The sequence below is a fragment of the Pelagibius marinus genome, from assembly GCF_014925385.1.
Classification (GTDB): Bacteria; Pseudomonadota; Alphaproteobacteria; order Kiloniellales; family Kiloniellaceae; genus Pelagibius; species Pelagibius marinus.
The window spans coordinates 290,988-306,487 of the sequence record NZ_JACSDK010000003.1; the positions used below are offsets into that span (position 1 = coordinate 290,988).

The 15,500-nt window shown below is 66.8% G+C and carries 15 protein-coding genes; 12 read left to right on the top strand and 3 right to left on the bottom strand.

Annotated features, from left to right (window positions below; genetic code table 11):
* Window positions 1-125: 125 nt before the first annotated feature.
* The 6 genes from H7X47_RS06630 (at window position 126) to H7X47_RS06655 (ending at window position 6,242) form a co-directional block, all read left to right on the top strand.
* Window positions 126-875 (top strand): GntR family transcriptional regulator, encoded by a 750-nt coding sequence (locus H7X47_RS06630; RefSeq protein WP_193367854.1) that lies wholly within the window; start codon window positions 126-128, stop codon window positions 873-875.
* Window positions 876-1,015: 140 nt separating this feature from the next.
* Complete coding sequence (locus tag H7X47_RS06635; protein WP_319633548.1) at window positions 1,016-1,597, top strand: DUF4396 domain-containing protein; 582 nt, start codon at window positions 1,016-1,018, stop codon at window positions 1,595-1,597.
* A gap of 90 nt (window positions 1,598-1,687) precedes the next feature.
* Complete coding sequence (locus H7X47_RS06640; protein ID WP_193367855.1) at window positions 1,688-2,437, top strand: retropepsin-like aspartic protease family protein; 750 nt, start codon at window positions 1,688-1,690, stop codon at window positions 2,435-2,437.
* Between the two features lie 126 nt (window positions 2,438-2,563).
* A complete protein-coding gene (locus H7X47_RS06645) occupies window positions 2,564-3,235 on the top strand; it encodes a hypothetical protein (protein WP_193367856.1) in 672 nt (223 codons plus the stop codon).
* A 12-nt stretch (window positions 3,236-3,247) separates the two neighbouring features.
* A complete protein-coding gene (locus H7X47_RS06650; RefSeq protein ID WP_193367857.1) occupies window positions 3,248-3,580 on the top strand; it encodes an SHOCT domain-containing protein in 333 nt (110 codons plus the stop codon).
* A 148-nt stretch (window positions 3,581-3,728) separates the two neighbouring features.
* A complete protein-coding gene (locus H7X47_RS06655; protein ID WP_193367858.1) occupies window positions 3,729-6,242 on the top strand; it encodes a cation:proton antiporter in 2,514 nt (837 codons plus the stop codon).
* Here the strand turns inward: H7X47_RS06655 and H7X47_RS06660 are convergent.
* On the bottom strand, window positions 6,235-6,732 hold the full coding sequence (locus H7X47_RS06660; protein ID WP_193367859.1) for a PAS domain-containing protein: 498 nt from the start codon (window positions 6,730-6,732) through the stop codon (window positions 6,235-6,237). The two genes, H7X47_RS06655 and H7X47_RS06660, sit on opposite strands and share 8 nt — an antisense overlap.
* 283 nt (window positions 6,733-7,015) lie before the next feature.
* On the bottom strand, window positions 7,016-7,570 hold the full coding sequence (locus H7X47_RS06665; RefSeq protein WP_193367860.1) for a PAS domain-containing protein: 555 nt from the start codon (window positions 7,568-7,570) through the stop codon (window positions 7,016-7,018).
* Window positions 7,571-8,064: 494 nt separating this feature from the next.
* Between H7X47_RS06665 and H7X47_RS06670 the strand changes: the two genes are divergently transcribed.
* The 4 genes from H7X47_RS06670 to araD1 all read left to right on the top strand — a co-directional run bounded on the left by H7X47_RS06670 (window position 8,065) and on the right by araD1 (window position 12,342).
* Entirely contained in the window at window positions 8,065-8,664 is a 600-nt protein-coding gene (locus tag H7X47_RS06670) for a hypothetical protein (RefSeq protein ID WP_193367861.1), read from the top strand.
* Window positions 8,665-8,690: 26 nt separating this feature from the next.
* The gene (locus tag H7X47_RS06675; protein WP_193367862.1) at window positions 8,691-10,373 is read left to right on the top strand and encodes a methyl-accepting chemotaxis protein; all 1,683 of its coding nucleotides are present in this window, start codon (window positions 8,691-8,693) and stop codon (window positions 10,371-10,373) included.
* 225 nt (window positions 10,374-10,598) lie between these two features.
* Complete coding sequence (locus tag H7X47_RS06680) at window positions 10,599-11,201, top strand: GNAT family N-acetyltransferase (protein ID WP_193367863.1); 603 nt, start codon at window positions 10,599-10,601, stop codon at window positions 11,199-11,201.
* A gap of 142 nt (window positions 11,202-11,343) precedes the next feature.
* Window positions 11,344-12,342 carry an AraD1 family protein gene (gene araD1, locus H7X47_RS06685; protein ID WP_193367864.1) on the top strand — a complete coding sequence of 333 codons (999 nt, stop codon included), beginning with the start codon at window positions 11,344-11,346 and terminating at the stop codon, window positions 12,340-12,342.
* A gap of 189 nt (window positions 12,343-12,531) precedes the next feature.
* Here the strand turns inward: araD1 and H7X47_RS06690 are convergent, their stop codons facing one another.
* The gene (locus H7X47_RS06690) at window positions 12,532-14,016 is read right to left on the bottom strand and encodes an AMP nucleosidase (protein WP_193367865.1); all 1,485 of its coding nucleotides are present in this window, start codon (window positions 14,014-14,016) and stop codon (window positions 12,532-12,534) included.
* 111 nt (window positions 14,017-14,127) lie between these two features.
* Here H7X47_RS06690 and H7X47_RS06695 point away from each other — a divergent pair, with 111 nt between their 5' ends.
* Window positions 14,128-14,550, top strand: coding sequence for an NUDIX hydrolase (locus H7X47_RS06695; RefSeq protein WP_193367866.1), 423 nt, complete (start codon window positions 14,128-14,130; stop codon window positions 14,548-14,550).
* A gap of 7 nt (window positions 14,551-14,557) precedes the next feature.
* Entirely contained in the window at window positions 14,558-15,496 is a 939-nt protein-coding gene (locus H7X47_RS06700; protein ID WP_193367867.1) for a DNA-formamidopyrimidine glycosylase family protein, read from the top strand.
* The last annotated feature ends 4 nt before the right edge of the window (window positions 15,497-15,500 follow it).

Below are 15,500 nucleotides of genomic sequence, written 5' to 3' on the forward strand. Positions count from 1 at the left end.
GCAGGTGACTGCCCGCGATTTGTGCAGATGTGATACAAACTGCCTAAAAATTGTATACGATTTCTAATTGCCTGCGCGGCAGGCATAGGCTATCGCTGAAAGGTAGACTTCTGGAAGGCGAGAGCATGACATCGGCGGCGGTGGCAGGCAGCGGCCTCGGCGAGGCCGGCGGCGCGGGCAGGGGGCCGGACGGCGGCTTCTCGCTGCCCCCGGGCCGTGCCCTGACCATCTGCCTGGAGCTGCAGCAGGCCATCCTGGAGCACCGCCTGCAGCCGGGCATGAAGCTGTCCGAGGACGAGGTCGGGGAGATCTTCGGCGCCAGCCGCACCGTGGTGCGCGCGGCGCTTCACGCCCTGGCGCACTCCGGCCTGGTCACCATCGAGCGCAACCGCGGCGCCTTCATCTCGCGCCCGACCATTCGCGAGGCGCACGAGGTCTTCGAGGCGCGCGCCCTCATCGAGCCGCGCGTTGCCCGCATGGCGGCCCTGGCGGTGACCGAGGCGCAGCTCGAAACCCTGAAGGCGCATATCGAGGCCGAGCACGTGGCCCTGGACGCCGGCGAGATGGGCAAGTCCCTCTCGCTCTCCGGCCTGTTTCACATTGCCGTTTCCGACATCGCCGACCAGCAGGTCCTCGGCGCCATAATCCGCCAGCTGATCTCGCGCTCCTCCCTGATCATCGCGCTGTATTGGAAGCGTCCGGACACGGCTTGCGAGAGCCACTCCCACCATGCTCTCCTGGAAGCCATGGCCACGCACGACGGGCAGGCGGCCGAGGAGATCATGAAAAGCCACATCGTCGATCTTCACTCCGGCCTCGAGCTCAAGGAGCGCCCGCATCACGGCCAGACGCTGGCGGAAGTCTTCCGCGGCTAGTCTTTTCCTGCCGGGCCCGGGCGGTCTGCCCGCCCGGCCAAGCGTCAAGGGAGCACAAGCTGGACGATCTGCTGAAGTCTATCCTGACCAATCCCGCCTTCCTTTGGGTCTGGGGCCCGCTGGTCGCGCTTTCGCTCGCCGTGTTGATCCGTGACCTGACGCTCAGCAACCCACAGACCCCCTCGCTGATGAAACTGGTCTGGGGCTTTACCGTCCTCTACTCCGGCCCGCTCGGCCTCGCCGTCTACTTCTATTCCGGGCGCCGGCAGATCGCCCGGGATTCGCTGTGGCGCCGGGGTTTCCGTTCCGTCGCGCATTGCTACTCCGGCTGCGGCGCCGGCGAGATCGTCGGCATTTCCGTTACCGCAGGGCTACTCGGCCTTGGCACCTGGTGGGTTGCCGGCATCACCTTCTCACTGGCCTATGCCGCCGGATTCGCCCTTACCGTCGGGCCGCTTATGCAGGAGGGCGTGCCGCTGCGCCGGGCAGTCTGGGACGCGGTCTACAGCGAGACCGCCAGCATCACCGTGATGGAGGTCGTCGCCATCTCGGTCGACCTCTGGCTGGCGGGCAAGGCGGGTCTCGGCGACCCGATCTTCTGGGCTTCGCTGATCTTCTCGCTCTCAATGGGCTTGCTGGCCGCCTATCCGGTGAACCTGCTGCTCATCGCCTGGGGCGTGAAAGAGGGCATGCACAGCCCGAAGGAAAGCCATGATTCCTGAGGCGCCGACCCTGAAGTCCCTGCCGCGCTTGGACGCCGGCGCCCTGTCGCCTATATACACTTCGGGTAGAAACGATAGACGGGAAGGGCGATGACTCCCGAGAGAGACCCCTGGAACAGGCAGCAAGGCGGCAGCCCCGGCGGCGGCGGCTTTCACGGCCCCTGGCTGTGGCTGCTGCTGGTGGCCGGGCTCGGCGCGCTGGTCTGGGTCCTGCTGGAGATCTTTCCCCAGCGCCAGCTCGGCCAGGCGGACTGGGTGCAGTTGGTCAAGCTCTCGGCCATCGTGGTGGTCTGCTCCAGCGGTCTCCTGTTCCTGCGCCGCGTTCCTCTGCGCGAGACCCTGCGCAACGCCGCGATCTGGGCCGGCATCGCCGGGGTGCTGCTGATCGGCTACTCCTACCGCGACGACTTCTCCAACGTGGGCGCGCGCCTCAGCGGTGAGCTGCTGCCTTCCCAGGCGGTCGACCTGGGCGCGGGCGAGGTGGAGATCCGCGCCGGCCGGGATGGTCATTTTACGGTCACCGCCGAGGTCAACGGCCAGCCGGTCGACTTCCTGGTCGACACCGGGGCCAGCGACATCGTGCTCAGCCCGGGCGATGCCCGGCGCCTGGGCTACGACCCGGCGCAGCTCAGCTTCACCCGCTACTACAACACCGCCAACGGCTTGGGCCGCGGCGCGCCGGTGCGTCTCGACAGCCTGGCCGTCGGGCCTATCGTCTTCAACGACCTGCCGGCCTCGGTCAACGAGGCGCCCATGGGCGAGTCCCTGCTGGGCATGACTTTCCTGCGCCAGCTGGATTCCTATGAAGTGCGGCGTGACCGCCTGATCCTGCGTCGCTGAAGCGGCTTTTTGCCGGCGAGGCGCCCCCCCGGCACACGAAGTGTTGACCTTCCTCAATGTGACGGCGCGGCGATCGGTGCCTAATGTTGCACAGGGCCCTCTGGGAAAAGATGGGAGAAGGACGTCATGATCCGCAGGAATCCACTGATCGCCGCCGCACTGGCGGCCTGTATGACCCTCGTGCCCGCGAGCCTGGCCCTGGCCCATGGCTCCGGCCCCGGCTATGGCGGCGGCAATCCCTATGGCTGGCACTACGGCTGGCATCATGGCGGCGGCATGGGGCCCATGATGGGCCCGATGATGGGCGGACAGGGCATGATGATGCAGGGCTGTCCCATGGCGCCCGGCTACGGCATGGGCGGCTATGGCATGATGGGACCCGGCATGATGGGACCCGGCATGATGGGCCCGGGCATGATGGGCCCGGGCTACGGGCCGGAAGGGGGCGAGATGCCGATGATGGGGCCGGGCGGGCAGGGTCACGGCATGGGACCCGGTATGGGTCAAGGTATGGGCCCGGGGACGGGCCCAGGGACGGGCCAGGGCATGGCCCCCGGAATGGGCCAAGGCATGGGTCCGGGCATGATACCGCCGACCGCGAGGACCCTCAGCGCCGATGACGTGAAGACCATGCTGGAGCGCCGCCTTGCCTGGCAGGGCAATCCCCATGTGAAGCTGGGCGAGGTGGCGGAAAAGGACGACGACACGATCGTCGCCGAGATCGTCACCCAGGACGGCTCGCTGGTCCAGCGTCTGGAAGTGGACCGCCACCGCGGCTGGACCCGCACCGTCCGCTAGAAAGGAGCCGGAATGAAGTTCTTCTTCTCATGCTGCGCGGTGCTCTTCACGGGGCTCTTGCCGGCGCTGGCCGTGGCCCAGGAGGGTCGCCCCTACTACGGTCACTACATGTGGGACGGCGGCTGGCACGGCATGTTCCTGGGCCCGCTCTTCATGATGCTGTTCTTCGTGGTCCTGGTGGTCGCGGTGGTTGTGGGGATTCGATGGTTCGGCGGCCTGCCGGGCCACCATGGCCACCACACGCCCGGCGGGAAGGCCTCCCTCGACATTCTCAAGGAGCGCTACGCCCGGGGCGAGATCGACAAGGAAGAGTTCGAAGAGCGCCGCCGAGTGCTCGGCGAGTAGTCCGACCCCGCTCCGGCGTTATCCGGTGGGGTTTCGCACAGTCCCGGTGCGGGCTGGGCTTGGTGCAGGGCAGGAATATTTGATAGACCGGTAAGTCAGAGACTGGAACCGGCGCCTGCTGCCGGCTTCGCTGTGAAAGATACCGGGCATGATCATCGCCGACATCGTTCTGACCACCGCCGTGCTGCTCATGGTCGTGGCCAGCGTGCAACCGCTCGCGCGGCGCACCGGCCTGCCCTTTACGGTGGTGCTGGCCGTGGTCGGCGTGCTGATCGGCCTGGCCGCGCTCTGGGTGCTGCGTAGCCAGGCGGTCCGGGAACTGGACGAAGTCGCGGAGATGGTGATCGACATCCCGGTCTCCTCCGCCACCTTCCTGACCATCCTGCTGCCCCTGCTGCTGTTCCAGGGCGCCATCACCATCGACGTGCGCCGCCTGGCCCAGGACATCGTCGCCGTGGTGCTGCTGGCGGTGCTGGCCGTGGTGGTCGCCCTGGTGGTGATCGGCGGCGCCGTCTACCTCGTGGCGCCCATGCCCCTGGTGGTCTGCCTGCTGTTCGGCGCCATCGTCGCGACCACCGATCCCAGCGCGGTCATCGCCCTGTTCCGTGATCTCGGCGCGCCGGCCCGGCTCACCCGCCTGGTGGAGGGCGAAAGCCTGCTGAACGACGCCACGGCCATCGCCGCCTTCGGCGCCTTCCTGACTGTCGTCGTCACCGGCCAGGACCTGAATTTCTGGACGGTGACCGAGGATTTGGCCTGGCGGCTTTCGGGCGGCATTCTGGTCGGCCTGCTGGGCGGGCATGCGGCCGCGCAGCTGCTCTCCTTCCTGCGCTCCTACCGCGGCGCGCAGATCACCGTCACCGTGGCGCTGCCCTATGTCGTCTACGTGCTCTGCACCAATTACCTGGAGGTCTCCGGCGTCGTCGCCGTGGTCACCAGCGGCCTGGTGCTGAGCGCGGTGGGGCGCTCGCGCTTCCAGCCGGAGGCCTTCCAGTTCTGTCTCGATACCCTGGAACAACTCGCCTACTGGGCCACCAGCCTGGTCTTCGTGCTGGCCGCCATCCTGGTGCCGCGCATGCTGGAGGCCGCGACCTTCGCCGATCTGCTGTACCTGCTGGTCGCGGTGGTGGCCGCGCTGGTTGCCCGCGCGGTGGTCCTCTTCGGCGCCTTCCCGCTGCTGTCGGCCGCGCGGGTGGTGCAGAAGGTCACCACGCCGATGAAGACCGTGATCATCTGGGGCGGGCTGCGCGGCTCGGTCACCCTGGCGCTGGCCCTGGCGGTGACGGAGAACCTGGACGTCGAGCCGGAGGTGAAGAGCTTCATCGCCATCCAGGCGACCGGCTTTGCGCTCTTCACCCTGCTGGTGCAGGGCACCACGCTCAGCCCGCTCATGCGCTGGCTGGGCCTGGACCAGCTCTCCCCCATCGACCGCGCCTTCCGCAGCCAGGTGCTGACCCAGTCGCTGTCCAGCGTGCGCTCCAACCTGCGTTCCTTCGCCGGGCGCTACGAACTGGATGACGACCTGGTCGACCAGGCGGTGCGGCCCTACAGCGAGCGCCTGTCGCGGGTGGCGGAGGATAATTCCTTCGCCGAGGAGCTGAGCGACCGCGAGCGGCTGACGGTGGGGCTCATCGCTCTGGCCAACCAGGAAAAGGCGCTGATCCTGGAGCAGCGCTGGAGCGGCGGGCTGGCGAGCCCCCTGATGGACCGCTACCTGCTGACGGTGGAGGCCATGATCGACGGCGCGCGCGAGGACGGCCGCCTGGGCTACCTGCGCGCCGCGCGGCAACCCTATAAGCAGACTTGGCGCTTCCGCCTGCTCGGCGCCCTCCACTCCCATCTCGGCTTCAGCCGGCCCTTGGCGACCTACCTGGGCCGGCGCTTTCAGTACCTGCTGGTCAACCGCATCATTTTGCTGGAACTGGTGGTGTTCCTGGAGTTCCGCCTGGGCAGCCTGCTCGGCGACCGCCTGACCGAACTGCTGGGCGAGATCGTCAACCAGCGCCTGACCGAGGTGGAGCGCCACATCGACGCGCTGCGCCTGCAGTATCCGAAGTTCGCCCGCGAGCTGGACCACGCGGTGCTGGAGCGCTACGCCTATCGGGAGGAAGTCGAGCAGGTGGTGCAGATGCGCGAGGCAGGCATCATCAGCGAGGACCTGGCGCGCCACCTGCGCTCCGAGGCCGAGGACGTCCACGCCAGCCGGCAGCGCGCCAGCGCCGTCGACATCCGCGTCACCACGCCGGAACTGCTGCGCGCCTTTCCGGTGTTCAGCGACCTCAGCGAGGACGAGCTGAAGCGCGTGGCGAAGCGCCTGCAGGAGCGGGTCTTCGCCGCCGACGCCTTCGTCTTCAAGCGCGGCGAACGGGCCGACGGCATGTACTTCATCGCCAGCGGCGCGGTGGAGATCGCCGTCGGCGAAGAGCACCCTCGTCTCGGGCGCGGCGATTTCTTCGGGGAAATGGCTCTGTTGGACCAGAGCCGGCGCAGTGCTCCGGTGCGGTCGATCAGCTACTCGCACCTGCTGTTCCTGCCGCGCGCCGCCTTCGAGGAGCTCGGCCGCTCCTTCCCGCAGTGGCGCTCCAAGCTCGCCGAGGTCGCCCGCGGCCGCCGCGAGATGAACCTCCGCGCGACAGAGGCAGGCGATTCCGAAGCTAAGTAGTCCAGGTCCGCACGGGATCGAAGCCTTCCATGAAGCAGAACGTCCCGACGAGGCGCTGGACGCCGCACCCCGGATCGCCGAAGGGCAGCACCAGGACCTGGTAGCGCTTGTAGTCGTTGGGTCCGAAGGTGAGCTCGTCTTCGGCCAGGTAGGGGCACTGCTCGCGCACGCACCATTCCATGCGCTCGATCTGCGCCGTCATTCCCGGGAATTCGTCGAGATAGTGGCCGGTCTGGTTGAGGCCGAACTGATCGACCAGCGCCGAGCCGGTAAGACGTGCGCGCAGACGGAACGGTGACCGCTCCACGTCCAGGACGGAGATATACGGCAGGCAGGCCCGCGGCAGGCGTACCGGGTCGATGGCGGATAGCGGCGGCATGACGGCCGGCCCGCGCGCCTCGCACCAATAGGTGAACAGATCACCGGCGTAGTCCTGTCTTAAGGCGTCCCGATGGATCTCCGTCTGCAGCTTTACCAGCGGCTTGCTCATGGGGGCAGCCTCATCTCCCTTGGTGGGGTTCGGTCGCCCGCTAGGCTCTTCTCGCCGAAGCTTGCCGCTGTCTGTGGTCTTATTCTTCAGGCTGAACCAGTCCGGAATTTTGGGGCGTGGGAACGTGAGCACAGCCGCAAGTGTGGGCAGCGGGGGAAGCGGAGGCAAGCCTGAGAAAGGCTCCGAGGCCACAAAAAACCGCCGAATTTCAACCCAAGGGCTTTGTTGCGTCGCGTAATGTCTCTTGCGGTATGCGATGCCGGTTCTACCCCCGGCGCCGTCGTCAGCCGGCGCTGTCCTCACCGGCTTTGTTAAGGTGAACGTCGAAGTCGAAAACGAAGACGATGCGTTCAACACCCTGTCCGCCGTCACCGAAGGGCAGGGCCATTGTGCGATAGCGTCGGTAGTCATTGGGCGCAAAGGTCACCGCGTCTTCGACCAGATAGGGACGCCTCTCGCGCACGCACCACGCCATGCGGGCGAGCGGCTTTTCTATATTCGGGAGTTCATCGATATAGAGGCCGGTCAGGTCCACGCCGAGACTGTCGACGACCCGGGTGCCGGTCAGCCGGCAACGAAACCGCAAGGGCGACGCCTCGACTTCCAGGATCACGATGAACGGCAGGCAGGCGCGTGGCATTCTCAGCGGGTCGATGGCGTCGGCCGGCGGCAGTTCCAACTCGCCGCGCGTTTGCCACCAATAGTCATAGGCGGCGCGCATGTGATCCGCCGAGAGATTTTCGCGGCCGATCTTGTCCTGCAGGTTTTCCGGCCACTGGCTTGCGGCTTTCCCGCCGCCGCCCTGGGGGCTTCCCGTCGCTTTTTTTGGGGCGTTCATGTTTCTCCTTCCTGCATGCGGGAAACGCCTCGAAACCGCTCTTCTGGCCTTGTGTGTTTCTGTCCCCGACCGACTTTCAAAGAAGTCTGGGCCGGGGGGAAAAGGAAAGCAAGGCGCGGTCAGCGCAATGTCTCGCTGCCGGCGATGACGGCGCGCCGGGGCCGCCCTTGGCGGGCGGGGCCCGCAGTTTCTCCGACAGAACCCCGGATAGGATGACGGCTGAATCTTTGTCGCTCTGATAGATAGATCACAATTGGTATTACTTTAGAACCAAGAAATGAAGCTCGCTTTTTGTATGGTTCTAAGTTCCCGCAGTGCCTTTCGGCATCGGGATAGCGGGAAATTCTCAATAGTAGAGAATTGCATCGGGGAAAATTCTATCCCTTATGCCGAAATTCCCACCTTTGCCAAGTATTTATGAGAAACTTAAGAACTTTCACCTAAGACAGCGCGTCGGAGATGAGTGCGAGTCTCCAGGTGGAGGGAAAAAATCGATGACATCAATGAGAGCATTTGCGGCGACCTTCCTGGTCTGCCTTTCGGTCCTTTTTTCGAGCAGCGCTTCGGCCGACGAGTGGCTGATTCGTGAGCACATCATTGACGAGATCCGGTCGTGGTCGTCGTCGCCGGTGATCCTCTTGACCCTGGAGGCGAGCAACGAGCGCTACGCCAGTCTCGACCAGGCCGGCATCGACGCCCTGGACAAGCAGTGGCGCGCCGAACGCGAGGTGGAGGATCAGCCGTTGATCACCGCCGTGCTCTCCAGTCCCCTGTCGAACTACCTCACCCGAATCCAGGCGCGCTCGCGCGGACTCTACACGGAGATCTTCGTGATGGACGCCAAGGGCCTCAACGCGGGCCAGTCCTCCATCACCTCGGACTTCTGGCAGGGCGATGAGGGCAAGTGGCAGAAGACCTTCCAGGTCGGCCCCGACGCCATCTTCATCGACGAGATCGAGATCAACGAGGATACGGGCACCGAAAACGCCCAGGTGAACCTTTCCATCGCGCAGGACGGCCAGGTGGTCGGCGCGATCACGGTGGAAGTCAATGTCACTGAGCTTCGCCGCCGCTATGCCGCGGGCAAAGTCTGAGCGCCGCCCGCACTGGAGCCTGAAAGATGAACCTCATCAATAACACCAAGATTTCGATCAAGCTGGTCGCGGCCTTCGCGACCCTGGTCCTCATCATCGCCTGCCTGTCCGGCGTCACCTTCTACGAGCTGGGCCAGGCGCGCGACCGTGTCGCCGACACCGCGCGCATCAACGCCATCACCGACGACATGGAAGCCATGCGCCAGGAGGTGGCCAGGCAGCAGGCGGCCGTGCGCGGCCTGTTGCTGAGCGGCAACCGCCAGTACATTCAGGACTACACGACCGCCAAGGCGGAGTACGACCGCCTGTTCGACGCGCTGCAGTCGCAGCTTACCGTCGACAAGGCCAAAGAGCTCATCGCCTCGGCGGGTGAGCGGATCGCGAGCTGGCAAGCTGACATCGTTACCCGTCAGATCAGTCTGATGCGCAGCCCGCTGACCGTCGACGAGGCGCGTGTGCTGGAGGCCAACGGCTACGGCGAGCGCCTGCTGAGCGCCGCCAACGCCGACCTGACCGAGTTGACCAAGCTGGCCAGCGAGCTGACCGCCCGCAATGAGCAGGCGGTGGAATCGGCCTTCGAAATCACCCTGATGACCCTGCTGACCGGTACCGCGATCGCGATGCTCTTCGCCGCGGCCGCCTGGTTCGTGCTGTCGCGCGCCATCGCCACCCCGATCAACGGTATGTCGGCCTTCATGGGCCGCCTGGCCGAGGGTCACTATGACGAGCAGACCGCCAACCAGAACCGCAGTGACGAGATCGGCATGATGGCCAAGTCGGTCGAATTCTTCCGTCAGCGCCTCATCGAGAACCGCGAGATGGAAGCCCGCGCGGCCAAGGAGAACGAGGAAAAGGCGGCCCGCGCCAAGCGCATCGAGGATATGACCGACGAGTTCGACGCCGCCTCTTCGCAGATGGTGGCCAGTGTCGCCGACGGCTCCAGCGAGCTGAAGGAGGTCGCCACCTCGATGTCCGGTATTGCCCAGCGCACCGAGGAGATGAGCACCAGCGTGGCCGCGGCCGCTGAGGAAGCCTCCACCAACGTCGAGACCGTGGCCTCGGCGACCGAGGAGATCAACGCCTCCCTGGCGGAGATCGCCGGGCAGGTCTCGCGCGCCACCGAAGTCGCCCAGGGCGCGGTGAAGGCGGCGAAGGACACCACCGGCGTCATCAACGGCCTGCGCGAGCAGTCGGACTCGATCGGCGACGTGATCAAGCTGATCAACGAGATCGCCGAGCAGACCAACCTGCTGGCCCTCAACGCCACCATCGAGGCGGCGCGCGCCGGCGAAGCCGGCAAGGGCTTCGCCGTGGTGGCCAGCGAGGTCAAGGGCCTGGCCACCCAGACCGCCAAGGCGACCGAGGAGATCTCGGCTCAGATCGCCAGCGTGCGCGGCGAGTCCGAGAACGCGGTCACGGCGATCGACCACATCTCGACGGTCATTCAGCAGATCGACGAGATCACCACCGCCATCGCCGCGGCCGTCGAGGAGCAGGCGGCGGCGACGAAGGAAATCGCCCGCAACGTCGCCGAAGCCTCGCGCGGCACCACCGACGTGACCAGCAACATCACGCAGGTCAAGGGCGGGGCCAGCGAGACCGGTTCCGCCTCGCGCAATGTGCTGACGGCCTCCGAGGAGCTGTCGCAGCACGCCGAGCGCATGCGCGATACCGTGCAGAGCTTCATCGCGGCCATCAAGGCGGCCTGACCGGCCGCAAGCCGCCCCTCGGTAAAGCCGCGTGAAGCGGTCAATCCGGGGCCCCGGGCGCTGGCGCCCCGGGCCCCTTTTTTGCCTCGTGCTGCCGCCCGGAGGTGTTTTTTGTCTCTTATTGACACCTCTCGCACCGCTTTATGCGTATGTCTTCGGGGTTGCCCGCCGCACGCTGCGGAAACCACTATAAAAACTGCGATTGCGGAGGATTGGATGTTCCCTATGGCTGGTTCCCTGCCCCTTTACCGTGACGCCAGGAAAGACGACGCCCGCGCGCTGGCGCAGCTCATCGAGATCGCCGGTGAGGGGATTCCCTCATATCTGTGGTCGCAGCAGGCCCGAGACGGCCAGTCGGCCCTGGATGTCGGGGCCGAGCGGGCGGCGCGCGACGATGCCAACTTCTCCTACCGCAACAGCGTCGTCGCCCACGTCGAGGGCAAGGTCGCGGGCATGCTGCTGGCCTACCCTCTGCCCGAGCCGACGCCGGAGGAACTGGCCGCGGTGCCGGAAATGCCGGAACTGCTGCGCCCCCTGGTGGAGCTGGAATACCAGGTCCCCGGCAGCTTCTACGTGAACGCCCTGGCCGTCTTTGAGGCCTACCGAGGCGCCGGTATCGCCAGCGCTCTGCTGGCCATCGCCGAAACCCGCGCCAAGGCGGCCGGCTGCCCATTGCTCAGCGTGCAGGTCTTCGCCGAGAACCTCAGCGCCCACCGCCTTTACCTGCGCTGCGGCTACACCGTGGCGGACCGGCGGCCGATCATCGCGCATGAGTGCTATCCCTACAGCACCGAAGTCCTGCTGATGACTCGCCCCGTTTCTATCTAGCCTGCCGCCTCTGGCGCCTGCCCTTTAGCGTTCCTGGCGCCGCCGCGGCGCAAAGCCGGGGTGGCGGCCCGCGGATTTTTCACTAGACTGCCCCCGGCGTCAGCCGCGGCAGCAAAACAACTGGGTTTGGGTGGGACAGCACATGCGTTTGGTTCAATTCATCGACAAGCACGGCAACCGCGTGGTCGGCGCGCCGGACGAGGGTGGCACCCAGCTCAGCCTGCTGGACGGCGTGGAGAGCGTCTACGACTTGGCGCAGATGGCGCTGGACGACGGCCAGAGCCTGGTCCTGGCGGCCGAGGAACGGATCGGCGATGCGTCGGAGGACTATGACGCCGTCGTCGCGGAGCGCCGCCTGCTGGCCCCGCTCGACCATCCCGACCCCGCCCACTGCCTGGTGACCGGCACCGGGCTGACGCACCTGGGCAGCGCCGATGCCCGCGATTCCATGCACAAGAAAGTGGCCGAGGAGGGCGAAGAGGCGCTCTCCGACTCCATGAAGATGTTCAAATGGGGCCTGGAGGGCGGCAAGCCCGCCGGCGGCGGCATCGGTGTTGCCCCGGAGTGGTTCTACAAGGGCGACGGCGGCATCGTAACGGCGCCGGAGCAGGCCTTCGAGATGGTCGACTTCGCCGAGGACGGCGGCGACGAGGTGGAGTTGGTCGGGCTCTACCTGGTCGATCCCCAGGGTATTCCGCGGCGTCTCGGTTTCGCGCTCGGCAACGAGTTCTCCGACCACGTGCTGGAGCAGCGCAACTACCTCTACCTGGCGCACTCCAAGCTCAGGCCCTGCTCCTTCGGGCCGGAGTTGCGGCTCGGCGCTGCGCCGGACGACATCCAGGGCAAGGCGCGCATCCGCCGTGGCGCGCAGGTGCTCTGGGAGAAGCCCTTCGCCACCGGCGAGGCCAATATGAGCCACACGATCGCCAACCTGGAGCACCACCACTTCAAGTATCCGCAGCACCGCCGCCCCGGCGACGTCCACGTCCACTACTTCGGCGCCGCGACGCTCAGCTTCACCGACGGCGTCCGCGCCGAGGAAAACGACGTCTTCGAGATCGAGAGCCCGGTCTTCGGGCGGGCGCTGCGCAACCCGCTGCTGATCCGCGGCGGCGGCTCGGGCAAGGTGGTGGAGCTGTAGGCGGTACAGACTTCACAGGTCGACGGCTGTCGTCGCCTGCATCTCCACCTCCCCGTTTGTCACCCTCGGGCTTGACCCGAGGGTCCAGGGCAGGCGACAGAGCGGTCGCCCTGGATGCTCGGATCAAGTCCGAGCATGACGACTGTGTTGTTGCGAGGACGATGCGCCTTTTCCGGCGGCTTCTTCAGGCTACTGAAAGGCGGTTTCCGTGAAGCTGCGCAGCTTGCGGGAATGCAGGCGCTCCGGCGCCATGTCGCGCAGCTTTTCCAGGGCGCGCAGGCCGATCTTCAGGTGCTGGCCGATCTGGCGCTGGTAGAAGGCCGTGGCCATGCCCGGCAGTTTCAGCTCCCCGTGCAGCGGCTTGTCGGAGACGCAGAGCAGGGTGCCGTAGGGCACCCGGAAGCGGAAGCCGTTGGCGGCGATGGTGGCGCTTTCCATGTCCAGGGCGATGGCGCGCGACTGGGAGAAGCGCTGCACCGGTTCGCGGTGGTCGCGCAGTTCCCAGTTGCGGTTGTCGATGGTCGCCACCGTGCCGGTGCGCATGATCGATTTCAGCTCGTAGCCTTCCAGGCCGGTCACTTCCTCCACCGCCTCCTCAAGGGCGACCTGCACCTCGGCAAGGGGCGGGATCGGCACCCAGGTCGGCAGGTCGGCGTCCAGGACGTGGTCCTCGCGCACGTAGCCGTGGGCCAGCACGTAGTCGCCCAGCGCCTGGGTGTTCCTCAGGCCGGCGCAGTGGCCCAGCATCAGCCAGGCGTGCGGGCGCAGCACGGCGATGTGGTCGGTGATGGTCTTGGCGTTGGAGGGGCCGACACCGATGTTCACCATGGTGATGCCGCTGTGGTTCGGCCCCTTCAGGTGATAGGCCGGCATCTGCGGCAGGCGCTCCGGGCGCGGGCCGCCGGTGGCGGAGGTCGCGCCGCGCGCCGTGACCAGGTTGCCGGGCTCGACGAAGGCCTCGTAGTCGTTGTCGTCCTTCGTCAGGCAGTCGCGCGCCAGGTCGCGAAAGGCGTCGATGTAGAACTGGTAGTTGGTGAAGATGACGAAGTTCTGGAAGTGCTCCGGCGCCGTCGCCGTGTAGTGGGACAGGCGGTGCAGGGAATAGTCGACGCGCGGCGCCGTGAAGGGCGCCAGCGGCAGCGGCTTGCCGGGCTTGGGCTCGAAGGTGCCGTTGACGATGGCGTCGTCGGTAACGGCCAGGTCCGGCACGTCGAAGAGGTCGCGTAAGGGCTGGGCCAGCTGCTCCACCAGGGCGCCTTCCACGTGCATGCCGTCGGGAAAGGCGAAGTGCAGCGGGATCGGCGTCTGCGAGGGGCCGACCACCAGTGGCACCTCGTGGCTCTTCAGCAAGAGGCCCAGCTGCTGGCTCAGGTAGTCGCGGAACAGGTCCGGGCGGGTGATGGTCGCCGCGTAGTGGCCCGGCATCGGCACGTGTCCGTAGGAAAGACGCGAGTCGATGTGGGCGAAGCTGGTGGTGGTGATGGCGACCTGCGGATAGAAGGCGCGCAGGCGCCGCGGCGCCGCCTTGCCGGCCAGCAGGCCGTCGAAGCCGCGGCAGAGGAAGTCCGTCGCCTGGCTGTAGAGCTCGATCAGCCGCTCCACCGCCGCTTCCGGGTCGGTGAAGGCTTCCGGCGCGCCGGCGTCGGGGGTTTCGGTCTTGGGCAATTCGGTCATGTCAGGGCGGAGCCTAGACCATTTGCCCCAGACTCGCTATCGACCTCGCTATCGACCTCGCTATCGACCTCGCTATCGACCTTCGCGGCCCCCTTGTGGCAGCTTTGCGGCATGGAGAGCGAAGCTTTCATGGGGGCCAAGATCGCCCTGGTCTGCGGCGCGGACCTCGTCGCCTATAAGCGCGACGATATTCCCGCGATCCCCTGGCCGGGGCTCTGGGACCTGCCGGGCGGTGGGCGCGAGGGCGCCGAAACGCCGGCCGACTGCGCCCTGCGCGAGGTCGAGGAGGAGTTCGGCCTGGCCCTGGCGCCGGGGCGGGTCCACTGGTGCCGCCGCTACCCCGCTATGCTGGACCCGCAGCGCAGCAGCTACTTCCTGGCCGCGGAGATCGCCGCGGCGGAGGTCGCCGCCATCCGCTTCGGCGCGGAGGGACAGTACTGGCGAATGATGCCCATCGAGGACTTCCTGGTCCTGCCGGATGCGATTTCCCAGCTGCAGCGGCGCCTCTCCGACTACCTCTCCGGGCGCAGGTAGGCAGATCATGCCGGAGCTGCCCGACATCACCGTCTACATCGAAGCGCTGGAAGAGCGCATTCTCCATCGGAAGCTGGAAAAGGTGCGCCTCGCCAGCCCCTTCCTGCTGCGCACGGCGGTGCCGCCGATCAAGGAGGCGGAGGGCCGGGAGGTGGTGTCCCTGCGCCGTCTGGGCAAGCGCATCGTCTTTGGCCTGGAGGGGAGCCCGCAGGGCGATCCGGCAAACAGCGAGGCAGGCGACCTCTTCCTGGTGCTGCACCTGATGATCGCCGGGCGCCTGCACTGGAAGGAAAAGGGCGCGCCCCTGAAGGGCAAGTTTGCCCTGGCGGCCTTCGACTTCGCGGACGGCAGCCTGACGCTCACCGAGGCCGGTTCCAAGAAGCGCGCCGCCCTGCACCTGCTACAGGGCGAAGCGGCGCTGGCGGAACACGACCCCGGGGGCCTGGAGGTTCTGGCGGCAGAGGAAACCGACTTCGCCGCGGCGCTCACCGCGCGCAACCACACGGTCAAGCGCGCGCTGACCGACCCGCGCATCTTCTCCGGCATCGGCAACGCCTATTCCGACGAGATCCTGCACCGCGCCGGCCTGTCGCCGGTGGCCATGACGCAGAAGCTGTCGGCGGCGGAGATCGCACGCCTCTACACGGCGACGCGCGAAACCTTGCTTGATTGGGCCCAGCGCCTGCGCGACGAGGCCAAGGGAAAATTTCCGGAGAAGGTCACCGCCTTCCGCAAGGGCATGGCGGTGCACGGCCGCTATGGGGAGCCCTGCCCGGTCTGCGGCACCAGGGTGCAGCGCATCCGCCACGCCGACAACGAGACCAACTACTGCCCGCGCTGCCAGACCGGCGGCAAGCTGCTGGCCGACCGCGGGCTCTCGGCGCTGCTGAAGAAGGACTGGCCGAAGTCCATCGAGGAGCTGGAGGCGCTGCGCGGGGAGGGGTGAGCTC